Origin of the sequence: Clostridium sp. KNHs205 (assembly GCF_000702945.1) — a bacterium.
Taxonomy (GTDB): Bacteria; Bacillota; Clostridia; order Lachnospirales; family Lachnospiraceae; genus Anaerocolumna.
In genome coordinates this window covers 3798601-3824011 of the sequence record NZ_JNLE01000003.1, presented here as the reverse complement: position 1 = coordinate 3824011, position 25411 = coordinate 3798601, and the positions used below count along the sequence as shown (strand labels likewise).

Below are 25411 nucleotides of genomic sequence, written 5' to 3'. Positions count from 1 at the left end.
ACACACAGACAGGAGCAATTATGATTAAAGCAGATAACTTTTCCTTCTCTTTTCCGGATAAGGAATTATATAAGAATATTTCATTTACATTAGAGGAAGGCCAGCATTGTGCTTTTATAGGCACCAGCGGCAGCGGAAAAAGTACTTTATTAAACATTCTGATGGATCCGGATAAATATATGTTCGATGGAAAATTAGAAATTGCTCCCGATTGCCGCATTGGTTATGTAAGCCAGTTCTCACAGCTTGACAAAGCAAACGAAATCACTGTCTTTGAATATATTGCAGAGAATTTCATTAAACTCCAAAATGAAATAACCGCCATATGTACCGAAATGGAAACCTCTGAAAACCTGGATGCTTTGCTTTTACAGTATCAGGAAAAGCTGGATACCTTTGAAGCCATTGGAGGTGATGATTATGAAAATATCATTAATAAGAAACTAAACCTGGCTAATTTAAGTAAACATGAAAACCTGATAGTTTCAAAATTAAGCGGCGGAGAGTTTAAGCTGATTCAGGTAATAAAAGAAATGCTTACCAGCCCTGAATTAATGATTATGGATGAGCCGGATGCTTTCCTGGACTTTGATAATCTGAATTCCCTTAAGAACCTTATAAACTCGCATAAAGGAATAATGCTTATTATTACCCATAACAGATATCTGTTGAATCATTGTTTTAATAAAATCATTCATCTTGAAAATAAAGAGTTACAGGAATTTGACGGCAGTTATGTTGAATATAATTTCTCACTGCTTCAGACTAAAATAGAATTGCAGGAACTGGCAGCAGCGGATACAGAAGAGATTGAAAGAAATGAGATGATTATCGACAAACTAAGAGCCATTGCAACTGTTCATACAGAAGCTGCCAGAGGAAAAGCCTTACATGCCAGAGTTAAAGTATTGGAAAGACTGGAAGCCCGCAGAATCAAAGCTCCTTTTGTTGAAATCAAAGAACCGGTAATAGATCTTGTAGCAAATGATGTAGTGGAAGATACCATTGCCTTAAAGGTTGAGAATTACAGTGCGGCCTTTCAAGAGATTCTTTTAGAGAATGTAAGCTTTGAGATAAAATCATCGGATAAAGTGGCGCTTATTGGTTCGAACGGAACAGGTAAGACAACATTACTTCGTGACATATACAGAAATAATAATGATGCCATAAAGGTTTCTGACACTGCTAAAATGGCATTTTTATCTCAGCTGCAAGGTGAGATGCTTCAGGAGAATAATACAGTACTGGAAGAATTCTTTGAACTAGGCTTTCAAACCCAGGAGGAGATAAAGCAGCATATTCTAAACTATGGCTTTGGTGAAGAGGTCCTTACACAAAAGATTGGTCTTTTATCCGGCGGTGAAAAGAATATGCTCCAGTTAGCTAAGATATCTGTCGGCAGATCTAACCTCCTGCTACTTGATGAGCCCACCAGCCACCTGGACACTTATTCTCAGATTGCATTGGAAAAAGCAATAAAAGATTATAAAGGTGCCGTGCTGATGATATCTCATGATTACTACACCATAGCAAATTGTGTGGATTATATATTAATAATTGAGGATAAGACCATAAGGAAGATGAGCATGCGTAAATTCAGAAAGATGATTTATGCAAATCATTTTGATAAAGACTATCTTGCGATAGAAGAGAAGAAGAAAGCTGTTGAGACAAAGATAGAAGCAGCTCTGAAGAACACAGATTTTGAGCAGGCAAAGGTATTGGCAGAAGAGTTGGAGGAACTGGTTAAACAGTTATAAAAATCTTCTCAGGAGATACAGATTCTGCCCCTGTTTTGATAGATGCATTAAAAAGAGTAGCAAGGGACACTGCAAAATAAATGTTAAGTGGTAAGAAGCCTCTTGGCTTTCCAATAATGCACCGCCTGAAAGACATATTGCCGTTTTGTGTGCTAAAAGCGAACAATTTTTGTACGATTATAGCAAATAAAATTGGTAAGATGTCTTTTGCCGGTGTGTGGAGGAAAGCCAAGAGGCTTTTTAACGCAACATTGTATAAAGTGCAGCAGTCTCTTTAAATGGATTAATATGTTAACTTTCTTTAACAGTCCGATTTGTGTGCAACTTTTATTAAAAATTATATGGCACATACATAACAATGCCTATATGGTATCCTAAGCTTAAGGGGATCTGATACATTATTAATACAATCGGTTTATGAAAGTGAGGATATTATGATGAAACAAAAATATACAGAAATTAATTCAAAGACCTGGGATAAATGGTCAGAAAATAACTGTGAATAGTCCATACCGATTACACAGGAGGAATATCAAAAGGCGAAAACAGGAGAATGGGGTGTATATCTGACACCCTGCATAACAGTCCCCCATGAATGGTTCGGAAGCCTGAAGAATAAGAAACTGCTTGGATTAGCAAGCGGTGGAGGGCAGCAGATGCCTCTGTTTTCAGCACTGGGAGCAGAATGTACTATCTTTGATTACTCTGACCGGCAGTTAGCAGCGGAAAGAATGGTGGCCGAAAGAGAGGGCTACAATATCAGAATTATAAAAGGGGATATGACGAACCCACTCCCCTTTGAAGATGGTTCCTTTGATATAATTTTTCATCCCGTATCTAACTGCTATATTGAGCATATTCAGCCTGTTTGGAATGAATGCTACCGGATTCTGAAAAAGGGTGGAATTCTATTAGCCGGATTTGCAAATGATATATGCTTTTTGTTTGAGGAGGAGGCTCCTTTAACCGTTGTTAACAAACTTCCGTTTAATCCCTTAAAAATGGAACAGCATAAATATGACAGGATGGCTGATCATTATGAAGGTATTCAATTCAGCCATAGTATGGAGGAGCAGATTGGAGGCCAGTTAAAGGCTGGTTTTACTTTGACAGACCTGTATGAGGACAGGGACAGACCAGGTGGATCAGCCATTCGTGAATACACCCCTCAATATATGGCAACCAGGGCGATTAAGCAAAGATAAAGTTAGCTGCTTTCTGATTATAAGCGCAAAACAGAGGAGAGTTTCGTATATGAGTGATGATAAAAATTTTTATTTATTTAATAAAACCATAAATGGCAATAATTCATGGGCAGAACTATTTCAGTCTGTTAGTATATTTAAGCCGTTAATCGAAGCTATATTTAAAATACATGATCTTGAAGCAGGTGAAATTGAAAACCTCACCCCTGGGACAAATGCAGTCTTTCGCATCCATAATAAGGTCATAAAAATATTTGCACCAATTGAATCTGGGTATAATACCGGCTCAGATTATGCAATTGAACTATCTTCACTAAAACATGCAAACGATGTGCAAATTCCTGCGCCATTATTGCTGCATGCAGGTGAGATGAACGACAGATACCTTTTTCACTATATTATAATGGAGTTCATTAGCGGAAAAGATGCTGAACATAAATTAAAGATGTATCAAACCCTGCAAAAAAGAAACTTTGCGTTCAAACTAAAAGAAATAACAAGTAAATTAAATACAAAAGTTCAATATACGGAAATTCCCATATTAGCACTGGCAGATATACAAAACAGTAAAAGCTGGAGCGACTTCCCTGATATTTTCTGTCGGGACAGATTAGCATATATTCAGGACAGATTAGAAAATAAGCTTCCTGATTTCGTATATACACATGGTGATTTGACAGGCGAAAATATGATTATTGATGAAAAGGAGGAAATCTATATAATAGATTTTGCCGACAGCCGTGTTGCTCCTTATTTTTATGAGTGGCCGCCAATTGTCTTTGCATTATTCGGATGTGACCAGATAATGATGGAAGCATACTTTGGAGATTATCACAAGGACGAGTTCTATGATACCTTAACTCTTAGTTTAGTTATTCATGAATTCGGTTCAAATATACTGGGACAAATCTGCAAATTACATAACATTGCACCTGACTCTATCCTCGATATGACGGATCTTAAATTACTGCTGAGAAAATGTGTGGAAAGTGGAAAGACAAAAGTCAGATAGTCAAATTATAGTCAAAAGATAAAGCGCTATATAAATAAGCTGATTTTCTTTAGGCACAGTTATGATTGGATAATACTTATTCTTTATATTATATGTTCCACTGGGCGAGCAGATAGAGCCATTAAGAGGATATAATACTCCTTTCAAAGCAATTATGCTGTAATTAAGTGCAGGCTGTGGCATAATTAATCTGCGCAAGGCAGAAAGGAGCTTGAACTTGGATTATATTATTGCAGAGAAAATATTAAGAATTTTATACCAATAAAGTACAACTGGTTAAAACTGAAAAAAGCGAATGAGTATAGTGGAGGAAGACTATGAAAAAGACACTTAAAATAACAGGTAAAGTATTGCTGGGTATTTTGCTGACTCTTATTGGATTAATATTAATCTCAGCCATAACACATAACATTTTGAAATCAATTGAAAAAAATAAATATAAAATCGGTCAGACAATAACTGTAGATGGTAAAAAAATGCAGGCATATGTGACCGGACAAGGAGATAAAACAATCGTTTTACTCAGTGGTTTAGGGACGGCTTCACCAATTATAGATTTTATGCCTCTTGCGGATAGATTAAGTGAAGATTATAAGGTTGTAATTCTTGAAGGTTTTGGATATGGCTTTAGCGATACAACAAAAGAGGCAAGATCCAATGAGAATATTGTAAATGAGATTAGGACAGCGCTGAAAGAGCTGCAAATAGGGGGGCCCTATATATTGATGCCTCACTCTATATCAGGTATTTATTCACTGTATTATGCAATGAATTATCCGAATGAGGTGGAAGCAATTATCGGTATTGATGAGTCTGTACCGAATCAAACGAAAATCAATAGAGACCCTGATATGTCACCTGCTCTAACTTTACTTAATAATTTGGGTATCATAAGGGATATTACTTACCTATTGCCAAGTACTGATGATGGAATGAACCAAAATAATTATTATACAAAAGAACAATTGAAAATAAAAAAGATGGCAACTGCCTGGAATAGTGTAAATGTCTCTGTGATAAATGAGTTTAATATGGTAAATGCAAATGCAAAAGAATTATACGACGTGAAATATCCATATGACCTGCCTGTAATATCATTTTTAGTAGATGATATAGAAGGCAATGATCCTGAGTGGATTCCGCTTCATGAAGAATTAATTTCGAACACTGAAATACAAAAGATTGAAATTCTTAGCGGAACCCATTATTTACATTGGACTAATGCTGATAAAATTGCCGATATGACAAAAGAGTTTATAACTAAGTATATAAAATAGGAGCTATATTAGCAATATATTTTAAGAGAAGGAGTGTCATTACCACTCCTTCTCTTAAAATATTTTTGATTATTTGCTAAAGGGTGTCATCACAGCGGATTTATGGGGTTCAACTCTCTCTCAACCTAACCTTACCTGCCGCACTTCTTCTTCTGGAATCTTCGATAGCAGCATAATGCTTCTTCGTTGTATTAACATCCTTATGTCCCAAAACATCCGCTACCAGGTAGATATCACCGGTTTCACGGTACAGGCTGGTACCATAGGTGCTTCTCAGTTTATGAGGGGTAATGCGCTTTAAGCTGGTAACCAGGGAGGAGTATTTCTTGACCAGATTTTCAACGGACTTAACACTGATCCTTTTCTTTTGAAGAGACAGAAAAAGGGCTTCTTCACTACCGGTTTCCGGTATGATGCTCTCTCTTTCCAGGAGATAGATTTCCAAGGCCTCCCTTACCTCTTCACCAAAATAGATGATTGATTCCGATCCGCCTTTTCGTTTGATTTTAATACCGTCATTATGGAAATCCACATCATTTATATCAAGCCCTACACACTCAGACACTCGGATTCCTGTACCTAATAGAAGAGTAATCAGGGCCAGATCCCTTTTCTTGGTTTTCTCATGATATTTTAATTGCTGTTTTGTCATCTTTTCACCGGATTCTATCTGATCCAGAAGCCGTGCCACTTCATCAATATCAAGTCTTATGATTTCCTTCCCGTGCAATTTTGGGATATTCACCAGGGCAGCAGGATTTGTTGTAATCATTTCTTTCTTAAAATAATAATTATAGAAGCTTCTTAGTGAGATAAGCTTTCTTTTCTTGCCGTTTTCCTGATTTAAATGTTCCATATCCCCTTTCTTATAATAGGAGAGATAGTCCAGGTATTCCTCCAGATCAATAGCCTTGATCTGATCCAGTACCTCCAACTTAATATCCTTAACAGCCAGGTTCTTAAAAGCCGGATTGCTGAAAATTAGGAATTCAAAAAATACCCGGATATCATATGCATAAGCGATTCTTGTTAAAGAGGAGGTGGTAGGTTCGATTCCTCTGAAGAAATCCTTGCAGAAAGGAGGAAGTTCATCCAACACCTTTCGCAGACGTTTGGTATTGTATATGTTCATTTTGTCATGATAAGTATGTTCTGCCATAGTCAAACACCTCTGTAATTAAATTCTCATATTCATTCTTAGTTTTGTCTAAAGTATACCATGTATTAGGCAAAATGACCATAAAATTCATTAATAACAAAAAAATGACATAATTTTAACACGTTTACACATTAAGGTATAAGAGGATGAAAGTTAGGTCTGTATTACATTTTTTCAGGGTTTTTTCTTCATTTGCAATCTGAAAAGTATACAGCCTGCTTTAAGTATCGTGATAAGAAAATTGTATAGAATTACTTGCATTATATTATAGCATTAAAATAATCCGATTTGTTTTTATTGCGAGTAATGATTGCTACGTTTCATTGTAATTCGAAAGATTTATATCAGATGCGCAAATATTTAATGAGGGAGGGATGAAATAGATTAAGGTAACCTGATAACTCAACTGTCTTACAAGCTATTTAATACCAGATGGCAGATAGGACAGAACTTGCATATTTGATATTTATAATGTCATGGCAAATAAACAGATGTTCGGATACATAGGATTAAACTGTCTGAACGATTGTCAATATACAGAAGGAAGATAGAAATATGGTCAAATTAAGAAACAACTGGAAATTGATAGGTATTCTGGCGCTGGTTCTTATATGTCTGCCCTTTACAGAAGTATCGGCGGCATCCAAACTGAACCTGTATCTATACAGTACAAAGAAGAATCTGGTCTACACCAGTACACAAGCCAAATATACTTTTAATGGTAAGACCATTAATATGAAGGACACACCAGGTATTATTATTGAAGGAACTTCACTGGCTTCCTTTCTCGATGTTTTTGTTAATTCGGGAATCGGCCTAAAGTACTCCTACAACAAATCGAAAGGTGTTCTTACCCTGTCACAAAATGATAAAAAATTAGTACTGACAGAGGGCAGTAAGACAGCAGTGCTGAATGGGAAAAAAGTTACAATGTCCCAGGCACCTACAAAAATAACCTTTAAAGATAACAAAAAAACAAAATACATGGTTCCGGTCACTTTTGTAGCTGAAAGCTTTGGTTATGTATATACCTGGAATTCAAGTACTGCTACCGGTGAAATCACCAGTCCCATGAATCTATCCTATAACGGCAGTAAAGTCGCTTACACAGGAACCAAAGGTGCTGTTACCATTGATAAGAAAAAGGTTGATGTCAGTGACATGCCTAGTATTATTGTTAATAATACCGCACTGCTTCAAGCTTATAAAGTATTTTCATCTTCCTCCATTAAGGCTGATTATAACTTCGATAAGTCAACCGGGGTACTTACTTTATCCAACAGTACTACGAAAGTTGTACTGACTATGGGTAAGAAAACTGCATATGTTAACGGGAAAGCCAGAACAATGGACACCGCTCCTTTACTCGTAACCAATCTGGATACAAAGGTGGCATATGTAATGGTTCCGGGCAGTTTTGTTGCTTCTTATCTGGGTTATGATTATAAGTGGGATTCTGCATCTAAAACTTCAAATTTAACAAAGAGTAAGATCGTAACCCTGCCGGATTCAGGAAACGGCGGCCCTGAATTAAGTGATGACCCTATACCTGATACTACAACCTTTAGCTGGGGTATTGCCGCTTCCAACCTTGAGGAATACACGAAATTAAGCAATTTAGGAAATGCGCTTGAAGTATCACAGGATACACAGCAAAGTTCATACATAACAGGAATTACGAAAGTGGAATCCACCGCAAACAGTGAAACCTATGCAATAAGCGGAACTTCTCCCTTTAGTAAATCAACACTTACCAAACAGGATACTCAGCTTACCTTACATATCAATAATGCTACGGGTAATAATCAGACACTGTCCTTGGGCGGCAGTCTTGCAAGCCTTGTAACACTTAGCGCTGACACTACTGATACAACAGCCTTTAATTTAGTATTTTCCCTTGCTGAGCAGGAGCTTAAGTATGAATTATCCTTATCCTCAGACAGCTGCACACTGTATGTTAAGCTTTATCGTAACTATATCAATCTTATTACAGCAGGAGTTTCCTCCGGTGAGGAATTCTTACAGATATCCGGTATGAAAGATCTGAAAGTAGATTTAACCGAATCAGGCAATATGGTTACTCTGCAATTTCCTTCTACCGTAAATGGTATTGGAACTAATAACATTCAGACCAATCTTGCAGCATTGAAAGCAGTTACCAGTTCAACGGCAGGCAATACTTCTGTAATAACTTTTGAAAAGAACTCAAATGCCGGTTACCGTGTTGAACAGAATGGTACCTCTTATAAAATAATCTTTGAAATAGAGGTAACCACCGGTTATTCCATCGAGTTCAAGCTTCCGTCAGATTTATCCTTTTCTGATATTACCTCGGAAGATCAGTATTATAAGAACAGGATATTAATTCAGTTACCCGGTGACAGAACAGATTTCTTTAATCAGAATCCCGTTGCCTGGTCTGATAATATCATTAATAAGCTGGGGCTTCTGGTAGAAGGCGGTAAGACTAAGATTGTTATTGATACTGCTACATTGCAAGGCTATAAGCTCACTGATCTGGGTAATAACAAAGTAGGTATAACCCTTGGTAATCCAAAAGATATCTATAAGAATATAGTAGTTCTGGATGCAGGTCATGGCGGTACTGATCCAGGTGCCGTACGAAGCTTAAACGGTAAGACCATATATGAGAAAGATCTGAATTATAAAATTATGTATGAACTTACCAGACAGTACTTTAACAGCCCTGATTCAGAAGTAAAGGCTTATTATTCCAGATATGACGATACAAAGGTAAACCTCTACGACAGAGCAGCTTTTGCTGATCTTGTAGGCGCGGATATGTTTGTAAGTCTTCATATGAATGCCAATACAAAGAGCGATCCAAAGGGAACAGAAATCTATTATTACAGTGCAAATACCTCTAAGAACTCAGCGGGACTTAACAGTAAGACCCTGGCAACCCTGGTTCTTAATTCTATGACCGATAAGCTGGAAACTCAGAAGCGTTATATCTCCAGTCAGAATCTGGTCGTTACAAGAGAGACCAATGTTCCTGCTATTCTGATAGAGCTTGGCTTTATGTCAAACAAGAGTGATTTAACCCTGTTAACAAACAGTGATTTTCAGAATAGAGCTGCATTAGCAATATATGAAAGTATTTGTGAAGTGTTTGATGCTTATCCCACAGGCCGATAACAGGTAAGATGGACACAAGAAGGGCTGTTGCAGATAATGCAGCAGCCCTTCTTATACGACCGACAAGATAAGACAGAATGCAACAGGTTAAAATCAATTTTTGGCTGGAAATCGAATTCAGCAGGATATAACAGATTCCAACAGGTTAAATCATCCTGCCAAATTAAGTATTACTGTTAGGGAGTAAGAATGATTAATGTGCCAACGCACAGATGGGAGTTAATATGCTACGAAGGATTAAAACGAAATATATATGGGCTTTGTTAATACTCTTTTCAGTAAGCAGCTTGCTGCTTCATAAGAGTACTGCTTTGGCTGCGGCAGATAAAACAGCACCTAAATTAACGGTAACAGCAAGTACAAAAGAACCGACGAACGGTAAAGTAAAGGTAACGGCAAAAGCAACAGATACTTCCGGTATTAAATCGCTTAAATGGGCTAGCGGTAAAAGAACAGCAGCCTATTTTAAAACAGCAGGCACTGCTCTAAAAATCAATTCAAAGGGTGCTGCATCCGTTTCTTTCTCCGCAAATAAAACCTATACCTTTTATGCGCTGGATAAAGCGGGAAATGCTACCGTCAAGACCATAACCATATCAAATATTGATACCCTTGAGCCTGAACTTGCAATTACACTAAGTACCTCAAAAGTTACAAAGGGAAATGTTGTTTTATCTCTTAAGGTAACGGAAGAAGGTAAAGGTATCAAGAGTCTTCAATATATGACAGGCAATAGGAAAGCAGAGAACTTTACTGAGACTGCCAAGGAAATTGTCCTTAAAAATTCAACAACAGAGGATGCTCAAGAAGATGTCTATACATACACCGGAAAATTAACGGTAACACGAAATAATACCATTACCTTTTTATTAAAGGATTTAGCCGGTAACACAGTTCTTAAAACTGTGAAGATAAGTAATATTGATAAGACAGCACCTGTATTTTCCTATACTTTAAGTACGCTGAATCCAACAAACAAAAGTGTAGAAGTAACTGTAAAAGGTGAAGATAAGGAATCTGGTATAGCTTCTGTTTATTATATGTCCGGAGCAAAAACCTCTGCTGATTTTACAGAAGGAGCCTACGAGACAGCTGCACTTAACGAAGACGGTACAGGAACCTTTACTGCAGCTGCAAACGGGACTTTTACAGTACTTTTAAAGGATAAAGCCGGTAATGAAACCATTGATTCGGTACAGATTACAAATATTGATGTTACAAAACCCACTTTAAGCCTGTCCTCCTCCGTTATGAATCAAAAAGCAACTGTAACCTACAGTGCAAAAGATGCATCGGGAATTGGTATGGTCAAATTCTTAAAAGGCAGCAATACTTCCGTATCCTCAGCTAAATGGGATACTGCAAAGGATATTACTGTTGCTAAGAGCTTTACTGCTACAGGGTCAGGTACCTATAGTGTTTTGGTAGAAGATAAGGCCGGTAATCGTGTTATAAAGACGATTGAAATACAGTTGGAGCTTAAAGCTGTCTGGATTTCATATCTGGAATTTGCAAACTATGGCAAGAATGGTTTTACAAAGGCTACCTTTGAGAAAACAATCGATACCATGTTTGATAATGTTGTAGATCTTAAAATGAATGCTGTTGTAGTACAGGTACGTCCTTTCGGTGATGCAATGTATCCTTCCGCTTATTTCCCCTGGTCAAAATATGCGTCAGGAACCCAGGGTACCAGCCCGGGATTTGATCCACTGGCTTATATGGTAGAAGCAGCTCATAAGAGAGGTCTTGCCTTCCACGCATGGCTTAATCCTTACAGAGTTACCACAGGAAGTACAGACTACTCCAAGCTGGCAAAAGATAACCCTGCCAGAGTATGGAAAGAAGATAAAGATTCCTCTAATGACAGAAACGTTCTTTCCTTTAATAATAATCTCTATTATAATCCTGCAGTAAAAGAAGTTCAGGATTTGATTGTTAACGGTATTAAAGAAATTGTTACGAATTATGATGTAGATGGTATTCATTTTGATGATTATTTCTACCCTGCGCTTGGAAGCAATTATAAGAAGAATTTCGATTCACAGGAATATGAAGCTTACGCTGAGATCTGCAAAAAGAACAATGTTACTCCAATGACAATTGCTAACTGGAGAAGATATAATGTCAACACCATGGTAAGAAATGCTTACAGTACAATTAAGAAGATTGATAAGAATGTAGAATTCGGTATCAGCCCGGGTGGTTTCATTGATTCTCTGGCAAGTGATCAGTCTTATTATGTAGATGTTAAGACCTGGTTGTCTTCCGATGGATATGTTGATTATATCTGCCCTCAGCTTTACTGGACCTTCTCACATGCTACTTATCCCTATGACAAGATTCTTAAGACATGGCTGTCCTACCGAACCAGTTCTACGGTTAGGGTATATGTAGGAATTGCAACCTACAGATCCGGTTCCAATCTTGAAAAAGACTGGCTGAATGATCCTAATGTTCTAAAGGATATGGTGGAATATGGAAGGGATACAGGACTAGTGGATGGTTATATGTTCTTCCGATATGAATTCTTTTATAATAAGACGACCAAACCAGGGGTTGATCTGATGCTAGAGATATTATAGGAAGTAACTAAAGACCAGAGTTGGTCTGAAGTTATAGAGATTATAGGAAGTAGCAAAAGACCAGATTTGATCTGATGTTCTAGAGATTTTTAGGAAGTAATACAAAAACCAGCTTCTCCAAGTGTATAACTAAAACACAAGGCATGGTAATTGATTGAATTTATAATAATAAAAAGGTACCACAATTCCAACAGGAGTTTGTGATACCTTTTTTATTTTAACTGCCATTCTCTCTTAAAAGGAGCATTAAAATATGGCATAGAAAATTATAAAACTATTAACGTAGATAATTTTCCCTTTTTATATTAAAATAGACTAAAATATATCATGTACATAAGAGTTATACAATCCTTTGAGAGTAAAAATACAGGAATGCAGAGTGAAGCATAAGGGAAATAAGGAGAACACAACAAATGAGAATATTATATGGAACAGGTAACCAGGGAAAACTATCTTCTATGAGAAGAGCGCTTAAAAATCTGGAGGTGGAGATTGTAGGATTAAAAGATCTAAACTGCGACCTTCCACAAGTAGAGGAAACAGGAAAGAATCCTCTGGAAAATGCAAGAATAAAGGCATATGCTTATTACAAAGCGTTTCAGACACCTGTATTTTCCTGCGATTCAGGTTTGTACCTAAGAGGGATACCTGAGGAATATCAACCAGGTGTCCATGTAAGAAGAATAAATGATATAGAATTAAGTGATAACGAAATGCTTGCATATTACAGCAATCTGGCAGCTAAATTCGGGAGATTGCCGGCACGTTACCAGAACGCGATCTGCTTTATATTGGATAAAGATCATGTATATGAGAGTATGGACGATACATTATCCGGTGAAGAATTCTTTTTGGTAGAGAAACCTCATATCAGAAGAGAACCGGGATTTCCATTAGACAGCATTTCTGTACATAAAGTTACCGGACAGTATTATTACGATATGGAGGCTGTTGATGCTGCCGATGAACTGGCACTTGACAATGGCTTTTATAAGTTTTTCAGAAGTATCTTCAGTGAAGTGAAGACATTATAATTATAAGTCATACTATACCTAAGGGTGATGAAACTTAAATAATGTTAAGCAAATATATAAATCCGCCTAATAATATATTGATATTTAATCCAAGTATTTTCAAATATGCAAGTGCATGGTAATATTACTTAAAAAAGGAGAGCTGCATATGGATGATATTGATATAGGAATTTTAAGTGAACTAAAGAAGAATGGAAGAGCCTCAGCTTCCGAAATCAGCAGAAAAGTAAGCCTTTCTATTCCGGCGGTTGCAGAAAGAATCAGAAAACTGGAACAGTCAGGTATTATAGAACAATATACAATTAAAGTAAGCCGTTTCAAAACAGGTAATAAACTTCTTGCCTTTATATTCGTTAATATTGATAAAAATGAAAATATCGATAACTTCAGAAGCACTATCGTAAAACATAATTGTGTCCTCGAATGTCATCATGTTGCTGGTGAATATGATTATTTACTGAAAGTAATCTTAGAAGATACGGAAGCTCTGGAGTATTTCTTAACCAGTATCCTGAAGAAAATCAAAGGTGTTGATAGCTCAAACACAATTATCTCATTGACTACACTGAAAGAAGAAATGAATATTTAGATTGTAAGGAGCTATTGATATGATATTAAAAGGTCTTAAATTTGGTATGTTACTGCAGTTATCTATTGGACCAATGTGTTTGATGGTGTTTCAAACCTCATCCACCAATGGATTTCTCAGCAGTCTGAATCTTGTAGTGGCAATTGCTTTAATTGATGCATGCTACATTGGTTTGTCCGGTATTGGTATAGCAACAGTACTCCGCAGAGAGGGGATTCAGGTGTTCATGAAAATCTTTGGGTGCCTTATTCTAATCCTTTTTGGACTGAATACTTTGTCCGGCTCCTTTGATATAGCTATTCTACCAAAGCTTGCATTGTTTTCTAATGTTTCAAGCCGGAATCTATTTCTTCAGGGATTACTGCTAACCGCATCAAATCCACTTACAATCCTTTTCTGGAGTGGTATGTTTACTACGCAGTTATTAGAAAATCACTGGAATAAAAAGCAGCTGTTTGAATTTGCAGCCGGTTGTGTATTAGCTACTTTAAGCTTTCTTACCTGTATTGCGATTTTAGGAAGTCTAATCGGTAGATTTCTGCCGTATCTGGTAATACAGATCCTTAATGGAGTAGTGGGTATCTTTTTAATATTCTTTGGTATAAAGATGCTTTTCAGGAAAGAGAAGGAGAAGCAAGCAGAAGGATAATAAATGTCTAATCTCTCACCTTGACTTTAAGTGCTTTTAGTGATAATATATGGAAAAATCAAACAAGATGACGAAGAAAGTAAGGATATTCTGAAAGTTACAGAGAGCCGTGGCAGCTGAGAAACGGTACCGACAGGAATAACCCCAAAATCACTTCCGATTGGCAGTTCGAAAGCTTTAGCCGGTAGACACTGACGGTTTTCCGCCGTTATACGGAACGCATATGTTGGTATGTCGTAACAGGTGAATGTACTTTTAGCTCTCATCCTCTTACGGATGGGAGCTTTTTTGTATTCCTCCCTTCGAAATCCAGACCTATGCGACAGAAGGGAGGTGAAAAGGGCATGAAAAATGCCGTTCTTATCCTAAGACCATTTCAGGATTTTAATTGTTTGTACCGTGAAGATTCTTGTGGCTGCATGGCAATATAATATGAAATCTGTTTGCCCACAACATCCCGGTAATATATCAGGTTGAAAAGTGAGGTTATGAAATGGAAAAGGAATACTTTATTTGGACGAATGCATATGGTTTTACTGAAAATGAGAAAGAAATCTTAAACTGGTGGGAAGAGGAGAAAATTTTTCAAAAGCTAAAAGCTAAAAATAAAAATGGTCATAAATACCGTTTCATTGATGGTCCCATTACTGCAAATAATCCCATGGGAATTCATCATGTCTGGGGCAGAACCTTAAAAGATACTTTTCTTCGTTTTAAGGCAATGAATGGGTTTGAGAGCCATTACCGAAACGGTTTTGACGGTCAGGGGTTATGGGTTGAGGTTGAAGTAGAAAAAGAACTTAAGTTTGAAGCGAAAAAAGATATTGAAACCTATGGTATTGATAAATTCTCTCAAAGGTGTATAGAGCGGGTAGAACGTTGTGCCGGTATTATAACAGACCAGTCGAAACGCTTAGGCCAATGGATGGATTGGGAGAATTCCTACTACACCCATAAAGATGAGAATATCACAGGCATCTGGACTTTTTTAAAGACTTGTTCTGATCATGGATGGATAAAGAAGATACACCGTCCCATGCCCTGGTGTCCACGCTGCGGAACCTCATTATCTGAACATGAAATGACCGGTTCCTACAAGGAACTTGAACATGAAGCTGTATTTGCAAGGCTTCCTTTAAAGGACAACGAAGCAGATATCCTTGTCTGGACCACAACTCCCTGGACACTGGCTGCCAATACCGCATTGGCAGTGAATAAAGATCTGGATTATGTGCTTGTGCAGTTAGACGAAGGAAGACCCTTATGGATGGGAAAGAATTACTATAATAGAAAATACTCTTGTGAAGGTAAAAATGAATGTGTCAGAATACTGGAAGAAGTAAAAGGTGACATTCTCTGCGGTTTGCAATATGAGACCTTTTTTCCGGAAATAGAAGCGCAGAAGAATTTGCTGCACAAGATTGTGTTGTGGGAAGAAGTGACAGAAGGTGATGGCTGTCAGGTAGTTCATATAGCTCCCGGCTGTGGTGCAGAAGACTATGGGTTAGGAGTAACAGAGGACCTTCCTAAAATTGTTCCAATAGACGAAACAGGCATCTTCTATAAGAACTTTGGTTTCCTTAAGGGAAAAGAAGCAAAAACTATAAGAGCAGAAGTATTTCAGGAACTGAAGCTCAGAGGTAAACTCCATTACACCCATAAGCATAAACACAGTTACCCTGTATGCTGGCGCTGTAAAGAGGAGGTATTATTTCGTCTCGTAGACGAATGGGCAATCGATGTAGAAGAAATACGTCCCAAACTTCTTGAGAATACAGGAAAAGTAACCTGGAATCCGCCTTACCAGGAGAAACGCATGACAGATTGGCTCCTTAATATGGGGGACTGGTGTATTTCCAGAAGCCGTTATTACGGACTGCCATTGCCTATCTATGAATGCAGATGTGGAACTGTTACTGTGATAGGTTCACGAAAGGAACTGAAGGAGAAAGCTGTTCAGAAAGCTTTGGTGGATGAATTACCTCATCTGCACAGACCCTGGATCGATGCTATCGCTATAAGCTGCCCTCATTGTAATAAGGAAGTATCCCGAATAAAACAGGTTGGAGATGTATGGCTGGATGCCGGAATCGTGCCCTTTTCCACTATGAGATATTTTGAGGACAGAGACTATTGGAAATCCTATTTTCCTGCCGAATGTGTTATTGAAATGAAGGAGCAGATTCGTTTATGGTTTTATTCCATGCTGTTTATGAGCACTGTTCTTACAGGTGAACCGCCATATGAGCAGGTAAGCACGTATGGTATGGTGACGGCAGAAGACGGCAGTAAATTCTCCAAAACCGGGTTCATGATACGATTTGATGAGGCAGCAGATGCAATCGGTGCAGATGCCTCCCGCTATCTTTTTGCTCAGACACCTATTGCTAACGATGTTCGTTTCGGTTACAATCTTGGGGAAGAGTGTAAACGTAAACTGTTAAACTTCTATAATATTGCTGTATTTTTTACCACCTATGCTGAAATCGATCATCCCTTTATAGATTTAAGGACTTTACAGAACCTACCACTGGACTTATCCGATAAATGGCTGATGTCAACCATATCAACCGTTATCAGGGAGACAGAGAAAGGTTACAATGAATATAACACCAAGGATGTTTTACAACAATTCGAAAAAGCAGTAGACGATATCTCCAATTTCTATATACGCATAAACCGGAAAAGATATTGGAAAGAAGGGGCTACGGACGATAAAAAGGCTGCTTATACGGTACTTTTTTATTGTCTGAAGACACTCACACAAATTGCCGCACCTATCCTCCCTTTTCTTACAGAGTATATCTGGCAGTGTGTTATCAGAAGATATTCCGAGGCAGAGGAGTCCGTACATTTAAGTATATGGCCGAAAGCACAGGAACAGTGGATAACAGAAGGAATTCCATTACTTCCTATGGTACAAAATACACGGGACCTTTTAAGTTTATCCTTAAAGATCAGAAATGAAAAGAAGCTGAAAGTAAAGCAGAAACTGGAGTGTGCTTATCTTTGGTTCGAGGATTTATCTGACCGCCCCAATTCCTATTTTGAAAACATCTTAAAAACCGAGATGAACGTGAATCGGATTGAATATACAGAAGTTCTTACTGATTTCAGGCAGCCTGTCATAAAACTAAACTTTAGAGAAGCCGGCCAGATACTAAAGGGTGAATTAAATACCGTAAATAACATACTAAAAGAACTTTCTTATAAGCAGACAGATGAAATTGTTCAAAAGCTATTAAAGGGAGAAAATGTAAGACTTCCAGGTATTCACCAGCCTCTTGAAGCCGGAATCTTTTCAATCGAGTATGATGACAAAGCTTCACTGGGGGTAGCTGTTCAATATAATCTTGGTATTGCCCTGGATATAAATATCACTGAGAGCCTTAAACAGGAAGGGCTTCTTCGTATGCTTCTAAGACAATGCCAGGTTGCAAGGAAAAAGGCAGGTTATCGGGTCAGTGATAAAATATATTTGAAAGTAGATTGCAGCAAAGATCTGCAAGGCCTTATAAGCAGAGAAAAAGCAATGTTTGAAAGTGAGCTGCTGGCTTCCCTGACTACGGATTTCATACCTGATTACAGTGAGGATATCTTACTGGATAATTATCATTTTACAATCAATCTTAAACTAATAAATAACTGATTTAATTACAAATGTATGTTACCGGATAAACTAAGCTGCTTATCCGGTAATATATAACCGTTAACTGTAATTGTAATTTGAAAGTAATTTATAGCTTTTTGGATAGCAGTAGATTACTTTCAAATAAAATAATATCATAGCCGCAGAATGGGAGATTCCTTTATGACTACATCAGATATCATAGTACAGCTAAATCATTGCTATCCGCTGAAATTTTCGAGTGTGGAGCTGCTGCGGGAAGGTGGTTCCAGGACATATTGTGCATGGTGTGACAACGAAAAATATTTCTTAAAAGTTATTCCTTTTGCTTTTGGTGATTCTGCCAAGCAATCTATTGATATTTTATTATATCTTGAAAAGAATAGATTTCCTTCCCCTTCTGTAATTAAAACAAATAGTGGTCAGGCATATGTTGAAGGGCAGGACAAAGAGAATATTCTTGTCTTATTTGACCATCTGGAGGGTGAAGAACCGGAGGCAGATGATAATTTAGAATTAACAGGGGAGCTGATTGGTAAACTCCATCATCTAATGGGAGCTTACAAGGTAAGTCTTCCCGAGCATAACAAAGAATACTTTATTGACCGTTACATACATTTACTAAAACAAATGGATTATGAGGAAGATAAGCTAAACAACTTCCGTGAATATGGGGATTATCTCTGGAGCAGGGTGGAAAACCTCCCCCGGGGGTTCTGCCATGGAGATCTGCATCCGGGTAATCTATTAAAGACATCTAAAGGTAATTATTATATATTAGACTTTGATACCGCTTCCTATGCCTTTCCACTATATGATTGTGTGTTATTCTGCAACAGGACAAACTATTTTGATTATGAGGAGGAGGGGCTGCTTCGATCTAAGAAAGCATTTCAGTCCTTTTTAAAGGGTTACAGCAGGTATTCTATTCTTAGTGCAGAGGAAATAAATTCCTTTAATAATCTGCTGGCAATATATCATTATCAGCTGCAGGCTACTATTATTGAAATTTATGGTAAAAATTGTGTTGATGAAGACTTTCTTGACAGGCAGCTTGATTGGTTAATGCGCTGGCGCAAGCAGTGTGAGAGAGAAGAAAAGAGTGCCATTAATTAAAAGACATAAAAGACAATAATGGTAAATAAATTATGCGTTTTTTTAACTATGGATTAAGGAAAATTCAAGATATCTGATATTTTCGAAAGGAGTCAAAATGGTATATAATGAGGAGTTTTGGGCAGCCTTGGACAGCTTGGTAGAGCGATCAGAAATAATAATCGATCGGCCCAAGGGTACCATCCATCCAAAGTACCCTGACTTGTTGTATAAGGTGGATTACGGTTTTTTAAAAGGAACTTCTTCTATGGATGGCAACGAAATAGATGTCTGGCGTGGAAGTGATTCAGCAGAATATGCAGATGCTATTATATGTACTGTTGATTTGATGAAAAGAGATTCAGAAATCAAGATACTTATAGGCTGCAATGAGGAAGAAAAAGAAAAAATCTATCAGACACATAATTCCTCCAAGTATATGAAAGGTATTATGATACGCAGATAGGGGCTAACTCTAAACCGTTAATAAAAATATCAACATTCACTATATGGGGCTTCCTGCTGTTACATTGCTTAAAAAGTACTAGCCCCTTATATCAGCTTTACAACTCATTTTGCAGTAAAGCTTTCTATCCCTATCTTATAGGTTCATATTCAGCATTTATCAGCTTCACTATAGATATGTATGGTATTCTTTACTGTCTTTGCCGCATATAATGCCTGGTCTGCATTAACGATAAGCCTAGCCGAATCCATGTGCTTATAAAAACCGGAGATTCCGATACTGGCTGTCAGTTTAATATTTTCCATATTTTCAAAACTTACTGCCTGAAGGTCTGTGCTGATCTTTTCACAGGTCTTAACGGTATCTTCAACGGAAGAGTTCGGAAACAAAATACAGAATTCGTCCCCGCCATATCGAAAAGGGATTGCGTCTGTACAGTTTTTCTTTAAAATACGTCCCATCCGCTTAAGGCATTCATCACCAAATATATGCCCGAAGGAATCGTTTAAGGTTTTAAAATTATCGATATCAAGCATAACAAAAATGCAGCTATTATCAGAAGTATCAGTATCCATATCTTTTATAGTATCATGTAAAGCTCTGCGGTTATAAATACCTGTCAGTTCATCCATCTGCAGTTTTTTCTGCAGCTGCTGCCTTTCCAGTTCTTTTTGAATACTGGCAGCATTTTTCTCGCGCTCAAAGCGAATGACAACCATACTTACAGTAGAAAAGGCAAGCAGTATAAATAAAGAAATAAGAAAATCGACTAATCTGATAGAATCTTCAAAGATATTAACTTTGTCCATATCCCATGTAATAAATAATTCCGATGTAACCATACCCACCATGCTCAAAGCAGAAGTTATAACGGTAAGATGATAATCAGCATAAATAATAGTTAGCATAATAGGAAGGGCAAAGATAAAATATAGTGCTGAAAAGGCTACATGTACAGTAAACAGCACAAAACATATAACTACAAATAATAGAGAAATGATATAAACCTTATGTACTTGAGAAATTGTCTTTGAACGTATTACAATAAAATTAATCAGGATGCAAATAAAATTAACGGAAAAGGGAACAAGGATGAATTTAAATATAAACATCGGAACGGTGGTGTTTAGATATTCAGAATTACACATAATGTATCCCAAAGCTAATTCTACGAAAAAGGAAAAAATAAATAATCCAACGGAAGTCTTAAAATGAAGTTCCAGCCACTTACTGTCAATGCGGTTATATTCTATTTGTATTTCTTTTTCCATTTCACTGATATGCGTATTTTCCATAATGCTCCTTATGTTAGCAGTCATCTTTTTGATAACAATTCGTACTACTTTTTTGTCATAATAATACCAGAATATGCAAAATAAATCAATTCTTGGTAACTTGTTATTTTAATAACAAAGTATATGTGCCGGGAACTCATTATCTATTTATCTGTCACAAAAAACATAATCAATAGTGATATTGCTGGAGAGATCCAGATATAAATAGTATAGCCGGGAATAAACAAGAGTCTGCTTCGATTTATGGTTTTTAAAACCTATTTTCTTGACATTATTAAAATAGCAGGATATAATATGAGTGAATAAAATAAAATTCATTCATTTAGGTGATTTATGGAGGTACACCAGTGGAAGATAAAAAAACATTGATTTATAACTGCGCAAAAGAATTATTCAGCTCAAATGGCTTTAAAGATACAAATATATCTGTAATAACAAAAAAAGCTGGAATGGCAGTTGGGACTTTTTATAATTATTATTCCTCCAAAGAAAAACTGTTTATGGATATCTTCCTGGAAGAAAACGCGAAACTTAAGAAATCCTGTCTTCAGTCACTGGACCTGAATCAGAATCCATTGATTGTCGTAAAACAGATGCTGAAACTCAATACAGAGGGGATACGAGGGAATCCGATTTTGAAAGAATGGTATAACAGAAGTGTATTTGAAAAACTTGAGCAGGTATATCGAGAAGAAAATGGCCTGGATTCAGTAGATTTCTTATACGGCAGTTTTCTCGAGCTGGTAGACCTCTGGCAGGAACAAGGAAAAATGAGAAAAGACATCGACAGCAAAATGATTATGATGATCTTTGCAGCAATTACTAACATTGATACACATAAAGAAGAAATAGGGTTTGAATATTTTCCGGAGCTTTTAGAGCATATGACGGAACTTATAATGAATAGCCTTATGGACTGCTCCAACTGATTTTAACAGGAGCAGTATTTTTTATAAGAGAAATGAACGAATAACAAAATATTCATTCATATATTAAAAGGGAGGATCATTAAATGGATAAACCAGAAAAATCAAAACCAATCAAACCAAAAAGCCTTCATATCAACATAGTTGAGAATGGTAAAGAAACAACCGATGTATCAATTCCTTTTTTTCTTGTTAAAATGGGAATGAAATTCGCTCAAAAGGAAGTAAAAGGAGATGATTTAAAAATGCTTGAGGAGGTTGATCTGGACAGTATTATTGATGCATTAAACAATGGTGATCTTTCACTTCCCTGTACCTTAATTGATGTGGAGGAAGCTGATAAAAATAAACATGTGACAATAACGCTGCAATAATATATCAGAATTAATAATTATAAAAGGGAGAGACGTAAATGATAAAATCAAAAGAAAACAAGAAGAAAATTCGCCTTTGGCATATTATTTTAATAATACTGTTAGTTCTGGTCCTTGGTGGTATTACAGCCGTATGGGCAGATAGCAAAGAACGGAATGAACTGGCAGCCCTGACCATTGAAAATATAGACTTTTCGCATTTAAAAGATGGAGTTTATGTTGGGGAATATATTGGAACAAAAGGACATTTCAGAGATGCCACAGTAGAATTGACCATAGAAGATGGTGAAATGCAAAAGATCAGAATACTGAAAGGAGCTGTGGATGACAAAGGCAACCCAACAGAATTATCAAAAGGTGTTACCATATTAGATTTATTTCAAAAGGTAAAGAAAGCACAATCTTTACAGGTGGATGCCATCAGTGGTGCGACACTTACATCAAAAGCTCATCTAAAAGCGCTGGAGGATGCATTAAAGAAAGCAAAAGATGAAAATTAAAGGAGGTTTATATGAAAGCAATTATTATTTCTTATTCTTACACAGGTAATAATGAAGCACTGGCAGAAGCAGTTGCCAAGGAATTATCCCTAAAACATTATAAAGTAACTACCTCAAAGCCTATGTCAATGCGGGCTATTATTTTAGATATGATGTTTTCCCGGATACCTAAAGTAGATCCACTTCCGGCTATAACAGGAGAATATGATTTTGTACTTTTTTTCGGGCCAGTCTGGATGGGGCAGACAGCTTCACCGCTGCGGGCATATCTAAATAATCTAAAACGCAATCCCAAACCCTATGGTTTTATTTCTATAAGCGGAGGAGCAGATGGTGGAAATCCGAAACTGGCTCAAGAACTCTTAAAGAGAACAGGCAGTCAGCCTGTAATACTTCTGGATCAACATTTATCAGAAATATTGCCGGTAAGTTCTCAGGTTACCAGAAAAGAAACTTCCTCCTACAAGATAGGTGAAGCAGACTTAAAACAACTTACAAAAAATACACTGGAAATTGTAAACAGAGTTCTCTAAAAGAAATTATTTGACAATTCAACTCCCAAATGTTAACATTACAAAAAATGAAAGGATCTGAAAATATGAATCATTACTTTACCAATCAAATCAGACGCAGATATAGATACCTGCTCGTGTGATTATGCTATATAAGCATAGTTACAGGAGTACTTGTCTTGTATCTATGCGGTTTGTGGAGAGTCATATTTCAGAAACTTGAACCGTAATAGAAGGGTTTAGTCCCGGTCTATTGCGGTTTTTTTATTTCGAAGGAGGAGATTTACCATGCAGAAAATAATCAGCAAACACATTGCAGCATGCATACCGGAATTAACAGAAACTAGTATACTATCACTTCTTGAGGTTCCACCGGATTTTAATCTTGGCGATTATGCATTTCCATGTTTCTCACTAGCAAAGCAGCTCCATAAAAGCCCTGTAAAAATTGCAGAAGCATTAAGGGAAAAGTTAGACAGTCAGCATGATACGAGGTTTCAGAAAGTGGAAGCAGTAAAAGGCTATCTAAATATCTATGTAAATAAGACATATGTTATTGAACAGGTAATGGAACAGATAATGAAGGATACTCTCTTATCTCAGGATATTGGGCAGGGTAGAACAATTTGTCTGGATTATTCCTCCCCTAATATTGCAAAGAAGTTCCATATAGGACATTTAAGAACTACCATTATTGGCAACTCCCTATCAAAAATCTATCAAAAATTAGGATACAAGGTTGTTCGAATTAATCATTTGGGAGATTGGGGCACACAATTTGGTAAACTAATAGTCGCTTATCAGAAGTGGAGCAGCAAAGAAAAAATTCAGGAAGAGGGTATTGATGAATTAATTCGTATATATGTGAAATTTCATAAAGAGGCAAAAAAAGAGCCTGCCTTAATTGAGGAAGCAAGAAATTGGTTTGTTAAGATGGAACAAAAGGATGAGGAAGCTTTAGACATCTGGAAATGGTTCATGGATATCAGTATGGTAGAATTTAAATACATTTATAACCTGCTGAAAGTCGAATTTGATTATTATACCGGAGAAAGCTTTTATCAAGATATGATTCCTGTGGTTCTAAAACAGTTAAATGAAAAAAATCTGTTAACCTTAAGTGATGGTGCACAGATAGTAGATTTAAGCTCCGAACAGCTGCCACCTTGTCTTATCGCTAAGAAAGACGGGAGTTCTATCTATCCCACCAGGGATATAGCTGCCGCAATCTACAGAAAAGATGCCTACGGTTTCTCTAAATGCATCTATGTTACAGGAGCAGAGCAGGTGCTGCATTTCAATCAGGTATTCAAGGTATTGGATAAGCTGGGGTATTCCTGGAGTAAGTCCCTGGTGCATGTCCCCTATGGTTTAGTCAGCATGTCAGGAGAGAAATTATCAACACGTACCGGTAACATCATATATGCTAGAGAGCTTCTGTTAGAATCGATAGAGCGAGCCCAAAAAGCAATTGAAATTAAGAATCCAGTTTTACCGGATAAAGTAAAAACTGCAGAACAGGTAGGAATTGGTGCAATTATATTTCATGATTTATTTACGCAAAGAATTAAAAATATAGATTTTAAATGGGAGGAAGTATTAAGCTTTGAAGGAGCTTCAGGACCATATATTCAATACACCTATGCAAGGGCTAAGAGTATCTTGCGAAAAAATAAGGATTATTCAGCTGATTTAGATATTGATTTTAATGTGCTGTCAGAGGAACACAGCTATCAACTGATTAAAGGATTTAGTAATTATACGGATACAGTCTTAAAAGCAGCAGAGAATTATGAACCTAGTATGATAGCCCGGTATGTACTTAATCTGGCACAGGATTTTAATAAATTTTATCATAAATGCCCTATTAATCAATCAGACAATAATATAAAAAATGCTCGGTTACTGCTTGTATACGGAGTACAAAAATTAATAGGCGAAGCTATGTCATTACTGGGCATAGAGTGTCCGGAAGAGATGTAAAAAAATATGAAAAATGATAACACATCAATCTCCGGCTTCATATATTAATATATATCATATAACTCAAGCTTTCGCCTCCCTATTTGGGTTTACCTATATAAATCTATATATGAACAGACAGTGTATTTTTATGCATGTGGTCGGGTCTCCAATTAGAGACAGTGGAAATTTATCCATGGGACAATTTTATATAATTGTTCCCA

At 36.9% G+C, this 25411-nt stretch carries 19 protein-coding genes and 1 riboswitch; of the genes, 17 read left to right on the top strand and 2 right to left on the bottom strand.

The features are described 5' to 3' along the window. The first annotated feature begins 20 nt into the window (after window positions 1-20). From BR73_RS0115725 to BR73_RS0115700, 4 genes are all read left to right on the top strand, one after another. Complete coding sequence (locus BR73_RS0115725) at window positions 21-1760, top strand: ATP-binding cassette domain-containing protein (protein ID WP_033166310.1); 1740 nt, start codon at window positions 21-23, stop codon at window positions 1758-1760. A gap of 509 nt (window positions 1761-2269) precedes the next feature. Next, window positions 2270-2965 carry a class I SAM-dependent methyltransferase gene (locus BR73_RS0115715; RefSeq protein ID WP_156034737.1) on the top strand — a complete coding sequence of 232 codons (696 nt, stop codon included), beginning with the start codon at window positions 2270-2272 and terminating at the stop codon, window positions 2963-2965. 49 nt (window positions 2966-3014) lie between these two features. After that, on the top strand, window positions 3015-3977 hold the full coding sequence (locus BR73_RS0115710; protein ID WP_033166307.1) for a phosphotransferase: 963 nt from the start codon (window positions 3015-3017) through the stop codon (window positions 3975-3977). 317 nt (window positions 3978-4294) lie between these two features. Continuing rightward, window positions 4295-5254, top strand: a complete 960-nt coding sequence (locus BR73_RS0115700) for an alpha/beta hydrolase (RefSeq protein WP_033166305.1) — start codon at window positions 4295-4297, stop codon at window positions 5252-5254. Between the two features lie 109 nt (window positions 5255-5363). Here the strand turns inward: BR73_RS0115700 and BR73_RS0115695 are convergent, their stop codons facing one another. Beyond that, complete coding sequence (locus tag BR73_RS0115695; RefSeq protein ID WP_033166304.1) at window positions 5364-6413, bottom strand: tyrosine-type recombinase/integrase; 1050 nt, start codon at window positions 6411-6413, stop codon at window positions 5364-5366. A gap of 555 nt (window positions 6414-6968) precedes the next feature. On the opposite strand from BR73_RS0115695, the gene BR73_RS0115690 reads away from it, so the two are divergent. The 8 genes from BR73_RS0115690 to BR73_RS0115650 all read left to right on the top strand — a co-directional run bounded on the left by BR73_RS0115690 (window position 6969) and on the right by BR73_RS0115650 (window position 19618). Then, window positions 6969-9572: an N-acetylmuramoyl-L-alanine amidase gene (locus BR73_RS0115690; protein WP_033166303.1), complete on the top strand. Its 2604-nt coding sequence runs from the start codon at window positions 6969-6971 to the stop codon at window positions 9570-9572. A 224-nt stretch (window positions 9573-9796) separates the two neighbouring features. Beyond that, window positions 9797-12157, top strand: a complete 2361-nt coding sequence (locus BR73_RS27520; RefSeq protein ID WP_051685235.1) for a family 10 glycosylhydrolase — start codon at window positions 9797-9799, stop codon at window positions 12155-12157. A 413-nt stretch (window positions 12158-12570) separates the two neighbouring features. Beyond that, window positions 12571-13191 (top strand): non-canonical purine NTP pyrophosphatase, encoded by a 621-nt coding sequence (locus BR73_RS0115680; RefSeq protein ID WP_033166302.1) that lies wholly within the window; start codon window positions 12571-12573, stop codon window positions 13189-13191. A gap of 148 nt (window positions 13192-13339) precedes the next feature. Next, on the top strand, window positions 13340-13780 hold the full coding sequence (locus tag BR73_RS0115675) for an Lrp/AsnC family transcriptional regulator (protein WP_033166301.1): 441 nt from the start codon (window positions 13340-13342) through the stop codon (window positions 13778-13780). A 19-nt stretch (window positions 13781-13799) separates the two neighbouring features. Beyond that, window positions 13800-14429, top strand: coding sequence for a LysE family transporter (locus BR73_RS0115670; protein ID WP_051685234.1), 630 nt, complete (start codon window positions 13800-13802; stop codon window positions 14427-14429). 493 nt (window positions 14430-14922) lie between these two features. Then, entirely contained in the window at window positions 14923-18078 is a 3156-nt protein-coding gene (ileS, locus tag BR73_RS0115665) for an isoleucine--tRNA ligase (protein ID WP_051685233.1), read from the top strand. A gap of 162 nt (window positions 18079-18240) precedes the next feature. Next, window positions 18241-19173 (top strand): phosphotransferase, encoded by a 933-nt coding sequence (locus tag BR73_RS27515; RefSeq protein WP_051685232.1) that lies wholly within the window; start codon window positions 18241-18243, stop codon window positions 19171-19173. Between the two features lie 97 nt (window positions 19174-19270). Then, the gene (locus BR73_RS0115650) at window positions 19271-19618 is read left to right on the top strand and encodes an inorganic pyrophosphatase (RefSeq protein ID WP_033166299.1); all 348 of its coding nucleotides are present in this window, start codon (window positions 19271-19273) and stop codon (window positions 19616-19618) included. A gap of 149 nt (window positions 19619-19767) precedes the next feature. Here the strand turns inward: BR73_RS0115650 and BR73_RS0115645 are convergent, their stop codons facing one another. Then, window positions 19768-20913 (bottom strand): diguanylate cyclase, encoded by a 1146-nt coding sequence (locus BR73_RS0115645; protein ID WP_242860684.1) that lies wholly within the window; start codon window positions 20911-20913, stop codon window positions 19768-19770. A gap of 347 nt (window positions 20914-21260) precedes the next feature. On the opposite strand from BR73_RS0115645, the gene BR73_RS0115640 reads away from it, so the two are divergent. From BR73_RS0115640 to argS, 5 genes are all read left to right on the top strand, one after another. Then, window positions 21261-21842 carry a TetR/AcrR family transcriptional regulator gene (locus BR73_RS0115640; RefSeq protein WP_033166297.1) on the top strand — a complete coding sequence of 194 codons (582 nt, stop codon included), beginning with the start codon at window positions 21261-21263 and terminating at the stop codon, window positions 21840-21842. Window positions 21843-21925: 83 nt separating this feature from the next. Continuing rightward, a complete protein-coding gene (locus BR73_RS0115635) occupies window positions 21926-22213 on the top strand; it encodes a hypothetical protein (RefSeq protein WP_033166296.1) in 288 nt (95 codons plus the stop codon). A gap of 38 nt (window positions 22214-22251) precedes the next feature. Next, window positions 22252-22713, top strand: a complete 462-nt coding sequence (locus BR73_RS0115630; protein ID WP_033166295.1) for an FMN-binding protein — start codon at window positions 22252-22254, stop codon at window positions 22711-22713. An 11-nt stretch (window positions 22714-22724) separates the two neighbouring features. Next, on the top strand, window positions 22725-23246 hold the full coding sequence (locus BR73_RS0115625; RefSeq protein ID WP_033166294.1) for a hypothetical protein: 522 nt from the start codon (window positions 22725-22727) through the stop codon (window positions 23244-23246). Window positions 23247-23513: 267 nt separating this feature from the next. Further along, window positions 23514-25208, top strand: a complete 1695-nt coding sequence (gene argS, locus BR73_RS0115620; RefSeq protein WP_033166293.1) for an arginine--tRNA ligase — start codon at window positions 23514-23516, stop codon at window positions 25206-25208. A gap of 99 nt (window positions 25209-25307) precedes the next feature. After that, window positions 25308-25394: riboswitch (NiCo riboswitch) on the top strand. The last annotated feature ends 17 nt before the right edge of the window (window positions 25395-25411 follow it).